The organism is Escherichia coli DSM 30083 = JCM 1649 = ATCC 11775 (assembly GCF_003697165.2).
GTDB lineage: Bacteria > Pseudomonadota > Gammaproteobacteria > Enterobacterales > Enterobacteriaceae > Escherichia > Escherichia coli.
On record NZ_CP033092.2, the window covers coordinates 872,768 to 888,202 of the forward strand.

Here is a 15,435-nt window from a genome sequence, read left to right on the forward strand (position 1 = left end):
AAGAGGGTACAAATTCTGTCGAACTGGGGTATACCCGCAATTATACCCACACAATGGGGTTGATGTGGGGAGAATCTGGTTGAGTTCGGTAGAATTGATTTGTAGGTAGAACGCTTAAATTGTGGCGTTCTGAAACGAAAAACGGACCTCCGTGGAGGTCCGTTGATATGAATTTGGTGCCCGGACTCGGAATCGAACCAAGGACACGGGGATTTTCAATCCCCTGCTCTACCGACTGAGCTATCCGGGCAACGGGGCGCATTAAACCTGATTCGCCTCGTCTCGTCAATCAAATTTCTTCAATTTAGTGCAGACTGCACAATCTATCATCACTTTGCCGCTATTGCACACATTGTCAGGCAAACCAGGCGGTCCAGGCGGCGGAAAGCGGCATTGCCAGAAGGAGTGCTGGAAGCATGTTGACCACCGGGAACATTTTAATACCACAGATGCGTAATCCGGTTGCCAGCAGCAATAAACCGCCTACGGCGCTGAAGTCTGCCATCATCGACGGTGTGGTCAGCGGTAATATCAGCGCGGCAGCCCACGCCAGTGTTAACTGGATGATCAGTAATGGAATGCTAATCACCGACACCGCAATACCCAGCGAGCAGGCGAAGATCATCGCCGTAAAGAAATCAAGAAATGACTTGGCGATTAAAATACTCGGATCGCCGGTCATCCCTTCGTTCATCGCCCCGAAGATTCCGGTGCCGCTGGCGCAAAACAGAACAATAATCGCGACAAAATTCTGAATAAAAGATTCATGCGCTGGCTTCTTACGCGAGTGGTGAAACAGATTATGCGCTTTGGCGACCACTGTATTGACGCCTTTTTCCAGCAGACAAATTTCGCCGATTAATGCTCCGAGTAAGGTTGCTAAAACCATCGCCGGAAGGTTGGCGCATTTCACCACCAGTAAAATACCAATCCCCAGCGATGCCAGACCAAAAATTGATGTCATGGAGACGCGGATACGTTCCGGTAAGCGTTGGCTAAGGAGTGCGCCGAAAACGCCACCCAGTAAGACTGCACTTGCGTTGATAAAAGGGCCGATGACCACAAGAGTTCCTGTTAGCTGTATTGTTTGATTTTCTTATTATGAACTTTTGGCGCCGTCGATGGCTTGTTTGTTCGCAAAGTCCTGGCTTGCACGCTTTAGCGAAAGGTGCCATGATTGCGCGAATTTTCTCCTCTCTGTACGGAGTTTGCCCGATGCACGCCACCTCCTTACATTCTCTCGCTTATCGCCGTTTCGCGCGAAACTCTTCTCTTTTTATGCTACTGCTCATGCGGTGAAGTTAACGCACGCTCACTGCAGGACAACAGTAAAATCAGAGCGTTTCTGCTTTTACTGATGTCTGGCGGTCGGAGCTGGTGACCAGTTTGACCCATATCTCATGGGGCAGGGTTTTCCACCTTGTCCGGTATTCTTACTTCCCCGAAACGGGTTTTGCGCTTATGAAATCAATGAATATTGCCGCCAGTAGTGAACTGGTATCCCGACTTTCTACTCATCGCTGCGTGGTAGCGTTGGGAGATACTGATTTTACGGACGTCGCGGCAGTCGTCATTACCGCTGCGGATAGTCGCAGTGGCATTCTTGCGTTGCTTAAGCGCACCGGTTTTCATCTACCGGTGTTTTTGTATTCCGAACATGCTGTTGAATTACCTGCGGGCGTTACGGCGGTAATCAACGGCAACGAGCAGCAGTGGCTGGAGCTGGAATCCGCAGCCTGTCAGTATGAAGAGAATTTGCTGCCACCGTTTTATGACACGCTGACGCAGTACGTTGAGATGGGTAATAGCACCTTTGCTTGCCCTGGACATCAACATGGTGCGTTCTTTAAAAAGCATCCTGCCGGACGCCATTTTTACGATTTCTTTGGCGAGAACATCTTTCGCGCCGATATGTGTAACGCTGACGTAAAATTGGGCGATCTGCTTATTCATGAAGGATCGGCGAAAGATGCGCAGAAATTTGCAGCCAAAGTCTTTCATGCCGATAAAACCTATTTTGTGCTGAACGGCACATCGGCAGCGAATAAAGTGGTGACGAATGCGCTGTTAACGCGTGGCGATCTGGTGCTCTTCGACCGTAACAACCATAAGTCGAATCATCACGGCGCGTTGATTCAGGCGGGGGCGACGCCGGTCTATCTGGAAGCTTCACGTAACCCGTTTGGTTTCATTGGCGGTATTGATGCGCACTGTTTTAATGAAGAGTATCTGCGCCAGCAAATTCGCGACGTTGCGCCAGAAAAAGCCGACCTGCCGCGCCCGTTTCGCCTGGCGATTATTCAGCTGGGAACCTATGACGGCACTGTCTATAACGCCCGTCAGGTGATCGATACCGTTGGGCATCTGTGTGATTACATTCTGTTTGATTCCGCGTGGGTCGGTTACGAACAGTTTATCCCGATGATGGCGGATAGCTCGCCGCTGCTGTTAGAACTTAACGAAAACGATCCGGGGATCTTTGTGACCCAGTCGGTGCACAAACAGCAGGCGGGATTCTCACAGACGTCGCAGATCCATAAAAAAGATAACCATATCCGTGGACAGGCGCGTTTTTGCCCGCATAAGCGGTTGAATAATGCCTTTATGCTCCATGCTTCTACCAGCCCGTTCTATCCGCTGTTCGCCGCGCTGGACGTTAACGCCAAAATTCATGAAGGGGAGAGTGGGCGTCGGCTGTGGGCTGAGTGCGTTGAGTTGGGTATTGAGTCGCGCAAGGCTATTCTTGCGCGCTGTAAGCTGTTCCGCCCGTTTATCCCGCCCGTTGTTGATGGCAAATTGTGGCAGGATTATCCGACGTCAGTGTTAGCCAGCGACCGCCGTTTTTTCAGTTTTGATCCGGGGGCGAAGTGGCACGGCTTTGAAGGATATGCCGCGGATCAGTATTTTGTTGATCCGTGCAAGCTGTTACTCACCACGCAGGGTATCGATGCCGAAACCGGCGAATATAGCGATTTTGGCGTTCCAGCGACGATTCTGGCGCACTATCTGCGTGAGAACGGCATTGTGCCGGAGAAGTGCGATCTCAACTCCATTCTGTTCTTATTAACTCCGGCGGAAAGCCACGAGAAGCTGGCACAACTGGTGGCGATGCTGGCGCAGTTTGAACAGCATATTGAGGATGACTCGCCGCTGGCTGAGGTGTTGCCGAGCGTTTATAACAAATATCCGGTGCGCTATCGCGACTACACCCTGCGCCAGTTGTGTCAGGAGATGCACGATCTGTATGTCAGTTTCGACGTCAAAGACCTACAAAAAGCGATGTTCCGCCAGCAGAGTTTCCCGTCAGTGGTGATGAATCCCCAGGATGCGCATAGCGCTTATATTCGCGGTGAAGTGGAGTTGGTGCGGATTCGTGATGCCGAAGGGCGAATTGCGGCAGAAGGGGCGTTGCCTTATCCACCTGGCGTGCTTTGCGTGGTACCCGGGGAAGTCTGGGGTGGGGCGGTTCAACGTTATTTCCTTGCGCTGGAAGAAGGCGTGAATTTGTTGCCGGGATTTTCGCCGGAGTTGCAAGGTGTCTATAGCGAAACCGATGCGAATGGCATGAAACGGTTGTACGGTTATGTGTTGAAGTAAGAATAAAAAAACGGGTCACCTTCTGGCGACCCGTTTTTCTTTGCGTAATTAGTGGCTAACCGTCTGTGTACCTGTCGGGACACGAACGTGTTTATATTTGAACATCGCCATGAACGCGAAGGCCAGAACCACGGAGTAACCTGCGAAAATCAGCCATACGGTCTGCCAGTCGGTAATGCCGTTTTGGGTGTACATCTCAACCACTTTACCGCTCACGATGCCGCCGAGGATACAGCCGAAGCCGTTGGTCATCATCAGGAACATCCCCTGCGCGCTGGCGCGAATTGCCGGACTAACTTCTTTTTCGACAAACACCGAACCAGAGATGTTGAAGAAGTCGAATGCGCAACCGTAAACGATCATCGACAGTACCAGCAGTACAGTACCGAACGGAGTCGGGTCGCCGTAAGCAAACAGAGCAAAACGCAGGATCCACGCCACAATACTGATCATCATTACGTTCTTAATACCGTAGCGGCTTAAGAAGAACGGGATGGTCAGAATGAACAGGGTTTCAGAGATCTGCGAAATCGACATGATGATTGACGCATGCTGCACGATGAAGCTGCTGGCAAACATCGGATCTTTGTCGAAGCTGTGCAGGAAGGTATTACCGAACATGTTGGTAATCTGCAGTTCCGCGCCCAGCAGCATTGAGAAGATGAAGAAGATTGCCATACGCTTGTTTTTAAACAGAGCGAATGCATCGAGGCCCAGCAGGGTTGTCCAGCTCTGATTCGCTTGCTGTTTAGCAACCGGAATATGCGGCAGAGTCAGGGTAAACAGAACCAGAATGGCGGAAAGCGCTGCGCCAATATACAGCTGCATGTGGCTTAATTCGAAGCCGGACAGGCTCACCACCCACATTGCCATGATAAAGCCGATGGTGCCCCAGATACGGATTGGCGGGAAGTCAGTAACGATATCCATCCCGGCATTTTGCAGGCGATAGTAAGAGATGGTGTTGATTAACCCAAGCGTTGGCATATAAGCAAACGAGTTAATCAATATCACAAGGAACATCGCCTCCGGCGTAGTGACCTCTGCCGCCATGAACAGCGTGATAGCGCCAATGGTGTGGCAAATGGCATAGACCCATTTCGCACTTAACCATTTGTCGGCCACAATCCCCAGCAGCGCAGGCATAAAGACCGCGGCGATACCCAGTGAACTATAAACTGCGCCAATAGAAGCACCGTCAAACTTCAGGGTAACAAACATATAGGAGCCGAGGGTCGTCAGCCAACTTCCCCACAGACAGAACTGCAGAAAAGAGAGGATTTTCAGCTGCAGCTTAAGATTCATGTTAATTTCCTCACATCGTGATGCGGATGAGTGTTTGAAAAAGCACATTTGACCGTGCGAGATGATGCGATTCTATCAACTTCGCGGACTGGTTTTTTGTTACCTGTGGCAAATAATTGCAAACATTCCCAATTTGCAAAACGAAATTGTGATGTGGATAACATTTTTGCCCCTGAGCATCGTCAGGGGCGGTTAGTGGAATTATCGGCGGCGGTAGGATTTTTGCGCGGTATTCACTTTATAAAGATAACGGCGAGATTCCGCAGAGGGATGGCGGGTCGTCAGCGTCTGATAAACATCGCCCGGCGTCATGGTGTTAATAATATTGGCAGCCTGAATCTTATCATTCGAAAAGACTCGCAGCACGCTGCCTGCGCCGCCGTTATAGGCGGTGATGACGGCATAACGCCGCGATGTTGGGTTATCAATTCCGCCGAGATAAACGTTGTTCAGCATCGCCAGATACGCGGTGCCGGTATCAATATTGCTGGCAGGATCAAACAAGAAACTGCGGCTCGGCGTGCCGGATTTCCCCTGCGAGCGGAACACATCTTTCCCGGCAGTATGTTGTACCACCTGCATTAACCCCAGCGCATCGGAACGGCTGACCGCATATGGGTTAAAGGATGACTCGGTCTGCATAATCGCCAGAATCAGCGACTCATCAACGCCATATTTCCGTGACGCCTGGCGGACCATGCCGAGATATTTGTGCGCACGTTTATCAAGGTGGTTCGGCACCATGTTAATGGTGACGCTGTAGATGATACGCAGCCCGTTGCTGCGGCTCTTCAGACGGTTTTTCAGCAGATAATCCGCGAAGTTGCTCGCGCGACCTTCCCAGCGAATCGGCTGCCCGGTGTTGTCCACCACCTGACCGTAAAGGAAAGGTTCTTTCGAAATCGTAATATCATCAACGTCGGAATAGAGATCGACCGAACTCGGATCGTCCCCCATCAGCAACGTTTTGATAATTGCCCGGCGCAGATGCGCGGCAGGTTCTGTCCCGGCGATGGTTTCGATAGTAATCGTACCGTCATCGAAGTTGATGTGGCTGCGGGTCTGATATTGATCGGTGTATTTCACGTAGTCCTTAGGACCGGCGATCACCACCTCTTTGAAGCCCCAGATGTTCTCAATATTGTGGGCAAATTGCCCCATCAGAATATCAAAACCGTTGGTATCTTTGACCCAGGCTTCGTTATAGGTATCGCCTTTTTTGGTCGTCGAACAGGAGATGAGCAACGGCGCAATCAAAGCCAGCGCGAGATATTTTTTCATCATTCCGGGTGCGTGTTGTGTTTGTTTTTATGCAAGTTGCCGGAGGCGTGCTCCGGCACTGTTTTTATTTTTTATCTTCCGGCGTATAGCCCTCGATATGCACCTCTTTACCCTCGAACAGGAAGTTGACCATCTCCTGCTCCAGCAGCTTGCGGTGCTCGGCATTCATCATGTTGAGTTTCTTTTCATTAATCAGCATGGTTTGTTTGTGCTGCCACTGCGCCCAGGCTTCTTTGGAGATCTCGTTATAGATGCGTTTTCCCAGTTCGCCGGGGTACAGCTGAAAATCCTGACCTTCTGCTTCACGTTGCAGGAAAGTACAAAAAATCGTTCTGCTCATAAATCATCCTCTTTATCGACTCACGCGCTAAACCGGCGCGCCAGTGCGTAACTGCTGTAACAAACGCTCCACGGGAGCCGCCAGGCCAACTGACGGCGGTTGCGCTAAGTTATACCAGAGCGCATTGTCTTCATCCATGCAGCCGGTGAATGACGACACGGGAAGCCACATAGGCACAATATCTAAGTGGAAATGGCTGAAGGTATGCCGAAACGCGGTCAGCTGCGTCAGGTTATCGGCAGAAATCTGTCGTTGCGCCAGCCACTGCCGCAAACTTTCTTCATCGGCAAACTGCGGGAAACAGTATAAACCGCCCCACAATCCGCTCGACGGACGCTGCGCCAGCAATACTTCATCTTCGTGCTGTAACAGCAAAAAGTAGCCGGTGCGCTCTGGCAGCGTCTGTTTCGGTTTTTTGCCCGGATAAAGCGACCAGCTATTGTTGGCGGCGGCAATACATCCGTTTTGTAGCGGACAGAGCGAACATTTCGGCTTAGAGCGCGTACAAATCATCGCGCCCAAATCCATCATCGCCTGATTAAACCGTTCCACGCCAACCGCGGGCGTCACCTGCTCGCTCAAACTCCATAGTTTATTCTCGACCTCTTTTTTCCCAGGCCAGCCGCTTACAGCATAGCAGCGCGCCAGCACCCGTTTGACGTTACCGTCGAGAATCGGAAAGTGCTTACCCAGAGAAAGCGAGAGAATCGCGCCTGCGGTGGAACGCCCGACGCCCGGTAACGCCGCGACTTCTTCAAAGGTTTCCGGGAATTTACCGCCGTGTAAGGTCGCCACTTGTTGTGCCGCTTTATGCAGATTGCGCGCGCGGGCGTAATAGCCAAGCCCGGTCCACAAGTGGAGAACTTCGTCGAGCGGCGCATTGGCGAGATCGGTCACCGTTGGGAAGCGCGCCATAAAGCGTTCAAAATAGGGGATAACGGTCGCAACCTGAGTTTGTTGCAACATCACTTCTGAGAGCCATACTTTGTAGGGCGTCTTGTCAATTTGCCAGGGCAGCGTTTTCCGCCCGTATTTATCGTACCAGTCCAGAACCTGGGCTGAAAATTGCGACGCTTGCATGGTCACCGAATTCACTGTTGTTGGGGGCAAGATTGCAGCACAGCGACGGCAGGGTGTAAACCGGAACTTTCCGCAGCCACGGCCTTATCATGCTTGCATCCGGCAACTAACTTTGGATAATGCCCGTTTTCAGAACACTTTCACAAGCGACTAAATCTTTATGAAAAACGACGTCATCTCACCGGAATTTGATGAAAACGGCCGCCCGCTGCGCCGTATCCGTAGTTTTGTGCGCCGCCAGGGGCGACTGACCAAAGGCCAGGAACATGCGCTGGAAAACTACTGGCCGGTGATGGGCGTTGAGTTCAGCGAAGATATGCTGGATTTCCCTGCGCTTTTTGGCCGTGAAGCGCCGGTGACGCTTGAGATTGGTTTTGGCATGGGCGCGTCGCTGGTGGCAATGGCTAAAGATCGCCCCGAGCAGGACTTCCTCGGCATTGAAGTGCATTCACCGGGCGTTGGTGCGTGCCTGTCTTCTGCGCATGAAGAGGGCTTAAGCAACCTGCGCGTGATGTGTCACGATGCGGTTGAAGTGCTGCATAAAATGATTCCTGACAATTCATTGCGCATGGTGCAGCTCTTTTTCCCTGACCCGTGGCACAAAGCGCGCCATAATAAACGCCGTATCGTTCAGGTGCCGTTTGCCGAGCTGGTAAAAAGCAAACTGCAGCTGGGGGGCATATTCCATATGGCGACCGACTGGGAACCTTATGCGGAACATATGCTTGAAGTGATGTCTTCTATTGACGGTTATAAAAACCTGTCAGAGAGCAATGATTACGTACCGCGTCCGGCATCACGTCCGGTGACGAAATTTGAACAACGTGGTCATCGTCTTGGTCACGGAGTATGGGACTTAATGTTCGAGAGGGTGAAATAATGGCAAAGAACCGTAGCCGTCGTCTGCGTAAAAAAATGCACATCGACGAATTCCAGGAATTAGGATTTTCGGTGGCATGGCGATTCCCGGAAGGTACATCGGAAGAACAGATTGATAAAACCGTTGATGACTTTATTAACGAGGTTATCGAACCGAACAAACTGGCCTTTGACGGCAGCGGTTATCTGGCCTGGGAAGGTCTGATCTGCATGCAGGAAATCGGCAAATGCACCGAAGAACATCAGGCGATTGTGCGTAAGTGGCTGGAAGAACGCAAACTGGAAGAGGTACGCACCAGCGAACTTTTCGACGTTTGGTGGGACTAAGAAAGCATACGGGCGATGACAAATGCAAAACTGCCTGATGTGCTACGCTTATCAGGCCTACAAAGATGCACGATCGAGTAGGCCGGATAAGGCGTTTACGCCGCATCCGGCATGGAAAACGCGCACTTTGTTATCAATCTGGGGCCAGCAAATGCTGGCCTGATTTGTTCTTGAGGGAAGACTATGATGCGCAAAATGCTGCTGGCGGCAGCACTTTCAGTGACGGCAATGACCGCTCACGCCGACTACCAGTGCAGCGTCACGCCGCGTGACGATGTGATTGTCAGCCCGCAAACCGTGCAGGTGAAGGGCGAAAACGGCAATCTGGTGATCACGCCAGACGGCAACGTGATGTATAACGGTAAGCAATATTCCCTGAATGCCGCCCAGCGCGAGCAGGCGAAGGATTATCAGGCTGAACTACGTAGCACCCTGCCGTGGATTGATGAAGGCGCGAAAAGCCGCGTCGAGAAAGCTCGTATTGCGCTGGATAAAATTATCGTTCAGGAGATGGGCGAAAGCAGCAAAATGCGCAGCCGTCTGACCAAACTTGATGCGCAGCTGAAAGAGCAGATGAACCGCATTATCGAAACGCGCAGCGATGGCCTGACGTTTCACTATAAAGCCATTGATCAGGTTCGTGCCGAAGGCCAGCAATTAGTGAATCAGGCAATGGGCGGAATTTTACAGGACAGCATTAATGAAATGGGCGCGAAAGCGGTGCTGAAAAGCGGCGGTAACCCATTACAGAACGTGCTGGGAAGCCTGGGCGGCCTGCAATCCTCAATCCAAACCGAGTGGAAAAAGCAGGAAAAAGATTTCCAGCAGTTTGGCAAAGATGTTTGTAGCCGCGTTGTGACTCTGGAAGATAGCCGCAAAGCCCTGGTCGGGAATTTAAAATAATCCTCTATTTTAAGACGGCATAATACTTTTTTATGCCGTTTAATTCTTCGTTTTGTTACCTGCCTCTAACTTTGTAGATCTCCAAAATATATTCACGTTGTAAATTGTTTAACGTCAAATTTCCCATGCAAAGCTAAGGGATAATGCGTAGCGTTCACGTAACTGGAGGAATGAAATGGAGTTTTTCAAAAAGACGGCACTTGCCGCACTGGTTATGGGTTTTAGTGGTGCAGCATTGGCATTACCCAATATCACCATTTTAGCAACCGGCGGGACCATTGCCGGTGGTGGTGACTCCGCAACCAAATCTAACTACACAGCGGGTAAAGTTGGCGTAGAAAATCTGGTTAATGCGGTGCCGCAACTGAAGGACATTGCGAACGTTAAAGGCGAGCAGGTAGTGAATATTGGCTCCCAGGACATGAACGATGATGTCTGGCTGACACTGGCGAAAAAAATTAACACCGACTGCGATAAAACTGACGGCTTCGTCATTACCCACGGTACCGACACGATGGAAGAAACCGCTTACTTCCTCGACCTGACGGTGAAATGCGACAAACCGGTGGTGATGGTCGGTGCAATGCGCCCGTCCACGTCTATGAGCGCAGACGGTCCATTCAACCTGTATAACGCGGTAGTGACCGCAGCTGATAAAGCCTCCGCTAATCGTGGCGTACTGGTAGTGATGAACGACACCGTGCTTGATGGCCGTGATGTCACCAAAACCAACACCACCGATGTAGCGACCTTCAAGTCTGTTAACTACGGTCCTCTGGGTTACATTCACAACGGTAAGATTGACTACCAACGTACCCCGGCACGTAAGCACACCAGCGACACGCCGTTCGATGTCTCTAAGCTGAATGAACTGCCGAAAGTCGGCATTGTTTATAACTACGCTAACGCATCCGATCTTCCGGCTAAAGCACTGGTAGATGCGGGCTATGATGGCATCGTTAGCGCTGGCGTGGGTAACGGCAACCTGTATAAAACCGTATTTGACACCCTTGCAACCGCTGCGAAAAACGGCACTGCAGTAGTGCGTTCTTCCCGCGTACCGACGGGCGCTACCACTCAGGATGCCGAAGTGGATGATGCGAAATACGGCTTCGTCGCCTCCGGCATGTTGAACCCGCAAAAAGCGCGCGTTCTGCTGCAACTGGCTCTGACGCAAACTAAAGATCCGCAGCAGATCCAGCAGATCTTCAATCAGTACTAATCACTTCGCCCCGGTATCGTGCCGGGGCTTATTCACTTCAGACTCACGTCCATTGCCAATTTTTATTACCCTAATGATAATCACCGGAATAAATTATTCCGCGCGAGGGTTTTCGGGTGAAAAAGCAATGGATTGTTGGTACGGCGCTGTTTATGTTGATGACTGGTAATGTCTGGGCAGATGGTGAACCGCCAACTGAAAATATCTTAAAAGATCAATTCAAAAAGCAGTATCACGGCATTCTCAAGCTTGATGTCATCACCTTAAAAAATCTTGATGCTAAGGGTAATCAGGCCACCTGGTCAGCGGAAGGCGATGTCTCTTCCAGTGACGATCTCTATACCTGGGTCGGTCAGTTGGCAGATTACGAGCTGCTCGAACAGACCTGGACGAAAGATAAACCGGTGAAATTCTCGGCGATGTTAACCAGTAAAGGAACGCCCGCGTCTGGCTGGTCGGTGAACTTTTACTCTTTTCAGGCGGCAGCCAGCGATCGTGGGCGGGTGGTTGACGATATCAAAACGAATAATAAATATCTGATCGTGAATAGCGAAGATTTCAATTATCGCTTTAGTCAGCTTGAGTCTGCGTTGAATAACCAGAATAACTCGATTCCTGCACTGAAAAAGGATGTAAAAGCGCTTGATAAGCAAATGGTGGCGGCGCAGAAAGCAGCGGATGCATATTGGGGAAAAGATGCAAACGGTAAGCAAATGACCCGCGAAGACGCCTTTAAAAAAATTCACCAACAGCGTGATGATTTTAATAAACAGAACGATAGTGAGGCGTTCGCGGTTAAATATGACAAAGAGGTTTATCAACCGGCGATTGCGGCATGTCATAAACAGAGTGAAGAGTGTTATGAAGTGCCAATTCAGCAGAAACGAGATTTTGATATCAACGAACAACGGCGACAGACTTTTCTGCAATCACAAAAACTTAGCCGTAAATTGCAGGATGACTGGATAACGCTCGAGAAAGGGCAATATCCGTTAACGATGAAAGTTTCAGAAATAAACAGTAAAAAAGTCGCGATTTTGATGAAAATTGACGATATCAACCAGGCTAATGAACGCTGGAAAAAAGATACCGAACAACTGCGGCGCAATGGGGTGATTAAGTAATTTTTGCGATGACGCATGAGTTGTTGCCGGATGCTGCGTACACGCACGCCGCATCCGGCAATACAAATTTACTCCGCCAGAAAAAGCTCCAGCAACGAATTTAAAAACAACTTCCCATGTTCCGTTATCTGCCAGTAATCTGCACATTCTGTGAGATAACCCTGAGCGATAGCCTCTTCTAACTGTGGGCGAATAACTTCTTCAGAAAGGCCAGTATACTGGCTAAACTCCACGCGCGGCGCGGCTTCCAGCAGACGGAAGCGATTCATAAAGAACTCAAACGGTTTATCTGCAGCTTCGACATCACGCTGGCTTTCCAGATATCTTCCCTGCATAAAACCACGCGGATGACGCGTTTTGGTGGTACGCAGAATGCGCCCATCCGGGAAGGTCACTTTGCCGTGCGCGCCGCAGCCAATACCAATGTAGTCACCAAAGCGCCAGTAGTTGAGATTGTGCTGGCACTGATAACCGGGTTTGGAGTAAGCGGAAGTTTCATATTGCTGATAACCCGCTGCGGTTAATAACTGATGCCCCTGTTCGAATATATCCCACAACGCATCGTCGTCCGGCAGCACCGGTGGGCGAGAGCCAAACAGCGTATTAGGTTCGATGGTCAGTTGATACCAGGAAAGATGCGGCGGATTCAGTTCAATAGCCTGGCGCAGATCGCCTAGCGCCTCTTCCAGTGATTGATCCGGCAGCCCATGCATCAAATCAAGGTTAAAGCTACGTAACCCTAAACCGCTCGCCAGCTTCGCAGCTCGTTTCGCTTCTTGCGGGCCATGAATGCGCCCAAGTCGTTTCAGCTTTTCTTCGCTAAAACTCTGCACACCAATAGAGATGCGGTTCACACCAGCACGCTGATAATCGACAAAGCGATCGGCTTCAACCGTACCAGGGTTCGCTTCCATCGTAATTTCTGCATCCGCTGTCAGCGGCAAACGCGCACGCACGCCGTCCAGCAGCGTTTGCATCGCCGGGCCGGAAAGCAGGCTCGGCGTACCACCGCCAATAAAGATTGTCTGCACTTCACGGCCCTGAGCGTAAGCCACATCGTTGTCCAGATCGTTAAGCAGATGCTGAACATAATCGTCGTGCGGCACTTCTCCTTTCAACGCGTGAGAGTTGAAATCGCAGTACGGGCATTTCTGCACGCACCACGGGATGTGAATGTAGAGACTCAGCGGCGGTAATTTAACCATTACGTAAAGCGTCCAGCAGCAGTTTCAACGCCTGACCACGGTGGGAAATGGCGCTCTTTTCTTCGCGGGTCAGTTCGGCAGCGGTTTTCCCTTCGGAAGGTACGAAGAAGATTGGATCATAACCAAAGCCACCAGTGCCCGCTGGTTCACGAGTAATCACGCCTGGCCAGCTACCGTGGCATACCAGCGGAGTGGGATCTTCCGCGTGACGCAGATATACCAGCACGCAGTGGAAACGCGCCTGACGTTGGTCGTCCGGTACGTCTTTCATTGTTTCCAGCAGTTTTTGCAGATTCTTTTGATCGGTCGCGTCTTCACCGGAATAACGCGCGGAGTAAATACCCGGCGCGCCACCCAGCGCATCTACCGCCAGACCGGAGTCGTCGGCAATTGCCGGTAAACCGGTCACTTTTGCCGCATGGCGCGCTTTCAGAATCGCGTTTTCGATAAAGGTCAGGCCGGTTTCTTCAGCGGAATCTACGCCGAGGTCTGTTTGGGCCACGATATCAAGACCGAAGTCGCTAAGCAGCGACGCCAGCTCACGCACTTTACCGGCATTGCCGGTTGCGAGGACAACTTTTTGCATAGGATACCTAATTAATTAACGCCGCGATTTCTGGCGGGATTTGTTGCGGATTAATGATTTTAATTTGTTTGTGGCGGCCAAGTTCGCCTTTTTCAATCACCACCTGGCTTTTGGCAACCCGGAATTGCTTACCGAGAAACTTCACCAGATGGCTGTTGGCCTGGCCGTCAACCGGCGGCGCGGTAATGGCGACTTTTACCTCGTCGCCATGTAAACCGACAATAGAATCACGGCTGGCTTTCGGCTGAATATAGAGCCGTAAAACCAGACCGTCATCATTAACTGTTACGGCACTCATAACGCCATCCACAGCCCCGGCAGCAGCATATTTCCGGTCGCCTGCAAGACTTCTGCGACACCCATATTGATGACATACAGCAGCAGAACGAGGATCATCGGCGAGAAATCAATCCCACCCATTGCCGGTAGCAAGCGGCGAATCGGGCGCAGCAGCGGATCGGCCAGCTGAATCAGCACGTATTCAATCGGGCTACGACCCTGGCTTACCCAGCTCATAATCGCCATCACCAGCAGGACCCAGAAAATCAGCAGGCCGATGGTTTTCAGCAGAATCAATAAACCGGCAATCCAAATGATTGGCAGGAAGGTCACCACTTTAAACAGCACGATGGCTTTAATGAAACTGAGAATATAGGCAACCAGCAGCGAGGCGCTATCAATGGGGCCCATTGCCGGAATAACGCGGCGCAGTGGCCCGATAATCGGCTGCGTTACCTTCACTACAAACTGTGAGAAGGGGTTGTAAAAATCACAATGAGCCCACTGCATCCAGATGCGTAATAACAGCACCATGGTATACAGCTCAATGACCGTTGAAAGCAGGAAAGTCAACGTATTCATGGCGTTCCTTTAATTCCTTATTTTTTAGAGTAATCACGCGCACCAAAAATTGCAGTGCCGATACGAACCATCGTGCTACCTGCCGCAATGGCGGCTTCCATATCGTCCGACATTCCCAGAGAGAGCGTGTCGATATGCGGGTAGCGCGTTTTCAGTCCGGCAAATGCTACAGCCATTTGGCGTGCAACTTCAAACTGCCTTACATATTCTGACTCAGGCGCAGGGATTGCCATCAGCCCGCGCAGACGTAAACGCGGTAGTTCAGCGACCGCAGCTGCCAGCTCGTCCAGTTCAGCCAGTTGAATCCCGGACTTACTGTTTTCATCACTAATGTTAATTTGAATCAGTACGTTAAGAGGGGGAAGTTCTGCCGGGCGCTGGTCGTTCAGACGGGTAGCGATGCGCAAACGGTCGATGGTATGACACCAGTCGAAATGCTCTGCCACCAGGCGGCTTTTATTAGACTGCAACGGGCCAATAAAATGCCATTCTAATCCTGTTACGCTCAGTTCCTGAAAGTGGCGAATTTTATCTACCCCTTCCTGAACGTAGTTTTCACCAAATTGACGCTGCCCGGCATCAATGGCTTCTGCGATGGCGCTCGCAGGTTTTGTTTTACTGACTGCAAGCAGCGTAATTTCTTCTGGAGAACGGCCGCAACGCGTTGCAGCCGCTGAGATTTTGTCCCGGACCTGTGCCAGGTTATGCGCAATATCGTTCATTTT

17 protein-coding genes and 1 tRNA gene are annotated in these 15,435 nt (G+C 50.9%); 7 read left to right on the forward strand and 11 right to left on the reverse strand.

Annotation, left to right across the window (positions count from 1 at the left end):
- Window positions 1-174: 174 nt before the first annotated feature.
- Both EAS44_RS05065 and yqgA read right to left on the reverse strand, forming a co-directional pair.
- Window positions 175-250, reverse strand: a tRNA-Phe gene (locus EAS44_RS05065).
- Between the two features lie 105 nt (window positions 251-355).
- Window positions 356-1,063 carry a DUF554 domain-containing protein gene (gene yqgA, locus EAS44_RS05070; RefSeq protein ID WP_000234491.1) on the reverse strand — a complete coding sequence of 236 codons (708 nt, stop codon included), beginning with the start codon at window positions 1,061-1,063 and terminating at the stop codon, window positions 356-358.
- 152 nt (window positions 1,064-1,215) lie between these two features.
- Here yqgA and EAS44_RS25340 point away from each other — a divergent pair, with 152 nt between their 5' ends.
- Window positions 1,216-1,299 carry a hypothetical protein gene (locus tag EAS44_RS25340; RefSeq protein ID WP_212734243.1) on the forward strand — a complete coding sequence of 28 codons (84 nt, stop codon included), beginning with the start codon at window positions 1,216-1,218 and terminating at the stop codon, window positions 1,297-1,299.
- A 162-nt stretch (window positions 1,300-1,461) separates the two neighbouring features.
- Complete coding sequence (speC, locus tag EAS44_RS05075) at window positions 1,462-3,597, forward strand: ornithine decarboxylase (RefSeq protein WP_000839776.1); 2,136 nt, start codon at window positions 1,462-1,464, stop codon at window positions 3,595-3,597.
- A gap of 48 nt (window positions 3,598-3,645) precedes the next feature.
- Here speC and nupG read toward each other — a convergent pair whose 3' ends face one another.
- The 4 genes from nupG to mutY all read right to left on the reverse strand — a co-directional run bounded on the left by nupG (window position 3,646) and on the right by mutY (window position 7,603).
- Window positions 3,646-4,902, reverse strand: coding sequence for a nucleoside permease NupG (nupG, locus tag EAS44_RS05080; RefSeq protein ID WP_001298251.1), 1,257 nt, complete (start codon window positions 4,900-4,902; stop codon window positions 3,646-3,648).
- A 201-nt stretch (window positions 4,903-5,103) separates the two neighbouring features.
- On the reverse strand, window positions 5,104-6,183 hold the full coding sequence (gene mltC, locus EAS44_RS05085) for a membrane-bound lytic murein transglycosylase MltC (RefSeq protein ID WP_000760323.1): 1,080 nt from the start codon (window positions 6,181-6,183) through the stop codon (window positions 5,104-5,106).
- Between the two features lie 64 nt (window positions 6,184-6,247).
- A complete protein-coding gene (yggX, locus tag EAS44_RS05090) occupies window positions 6,248-6,523 on the reverse strand; it encodes an oxidative damage protection protein (protein ID WP_000091700.1) in 276 nt (91 codons plus the stop codon).
- Window positions 6,524-6,550: 27 nt separating this feature from the next.
- Window positions 6,551-7,603, reverse strand: coding sequence for an A/G-specific adenine glycosylase (gene mutY, locus EAS44_RS05095; RefSeq protein WP_001331571.1), 1,053 nt, complete (start codon window positions 7,601-7,603; stop codon window positions 6,551-6,553).
- A gap of 160 nt (window positions 7,604-7,763) precedes the next feature.
- On the opposite strand from mutY, the gene trmB reads away from it, so the two are divergent.
- The 5 genes from trmB (at window position 7,764) to yggM (ending at window position 12,058) form a co-directional block, all read left to right on the forward strand.
- Complete coding sequence (gene trmB / locus EAS44_RS05100; RefSeq protein WP_000786915.1) at window positions 7,764-8,483, forward strand: tRNA (guanosine(46)-N7)-methyltransferase TrmB; 720 nt, start codon at window positions 7,764-7,766, stop codon at window positions 8,481-8,483.
- Window positions 8,483-8,809: a YggL family protein gene (yggL, locus tag EAS44_RS05105; protein WP_001107565.1), complete on the forward strand. Its 327-nt coding sequence runs from the start codon at window positions 8,483-8,485 to the stop codon at window positions 8,807-8,809. The genes trmB and yggL overlap by 1 nt, the downstream gene beginning before the upstream one ends.
- Before the next feature lie 183 nt (window positions 8,810-8,992).
- Window positions 8,993-9,712, forward strand: a complete 720-nt coding sequence (gene yggN, locus EAS44_RS05110) for a DUF2884 domain-containing protein (RefSeq protein ID WP_000984796.1) — start codon at window positions 8,993-8,995, stop codon at window positions 9,710-9,712.
- 175 nt (window positions 9,713-9,887) lie between these two features.
- Complete coding sequence (gene ansB / locus EAS44_RS05115; protein WP_000394106.1) at window positions 9,888-10,934, forward strand: L-asparaginase 2; 1,047 nt, start codon at window positions 9,888-9,890, stop codon at window positions 10,932-10,934.
- 116 nt (window positions 10,935-11,050) lie between these two features.
- The gene (gene yggM / locus EAS44_RS05120) at window positions 11,051-12,058 is read left to right on the forward strand and encodes a DUF1202 family protein (protein ID WP_000745192.1); all 1,008 of its coding nucleotides are present in this window, start codon (window positions 11,051-11,053) and stop codon (window positions 12,056-12,058) included.
- A 68-nt stretch (window positions 12,059-12,126) separates the two neighbouring features.
- On the opposite strand, the gene hemW is transcribed toward yggM, so the two are convergent.
- The 5 genes from hemW to yggS are packed head-to-tail and all read right to left on the reverse strand — an operon-like array spanning window position 12,127 to window position 15,432.
- Window positions 12,127-13,263, reverse strand: coding sequence for a radical SAM family heme chaperone HemW (gene hemW / locus EAS44_RS05125; RefSeq protein ID WP_000239974.1), 1,137 nt, complete (start codon window positions 13,261-13,263; stop codon window positions 12,127-12,129).
- Window positions 13,256-13,849 carry an XTP/dITP diphosphatase gene (rdgB, locus tag EAS44_RS05130; RefSeq protein ID WP_001174738.1) on the reverse strand — a complete coding sequence of 198 codons (594 nt, stop codon included), beginning with the start codon at window positions 13,847-13,849 and terminating at the stop codon, window positions 13,256-13,258. The genes hemW and rdgB overlap by 8 nt, the downstream gene beginning before the upstream one ends.
- Window positions 13,850-13,856: 7 nt before the next feature.
- Window positions 13,857-14,147, reverse strand: a complete 291-nt coding sequence (yggU, locus tag EAS44_RS05135) for a DUF167 family protein YggU (RefSeq protein ID WP_001277222.1) — start codon at window positions 14,145-14,147, stop codon at window positions 13,857-13,859.
- Window positions 14,144-14,710 carry an osmotic shock tolerance protein YggT gene (gene yggT / locus EAS44_RS05140; protein WP_001094831.1) on the reverse strand — a complete coding sequence of 189 codons (567 nt, stop codon included), beginning with the start codon at window positions 14,708-14,710 and terminating at the stop codon, window positions 14,144-14,146. Before yggT ends, yggU begins: the two co-directional genes overlap by 4 nt.
- A 17-nt stretch (window positions 14,711-14,727) precedes the next feature.
- Window positions 14,728-15,432 (reverse strand): pyridoxal phosphate homeostasis protein, encoded by a 705-nt coding sequence (gene yggS / locus EAS44_RS05145; protein ID WP_000997804.1) that lies wholly within the window; start codon window positions 15,430-15,432, stop codon window positions 14,728-14,730.
- Window positions 15,433-15,435: the final 3 nt, after the last annotated feature.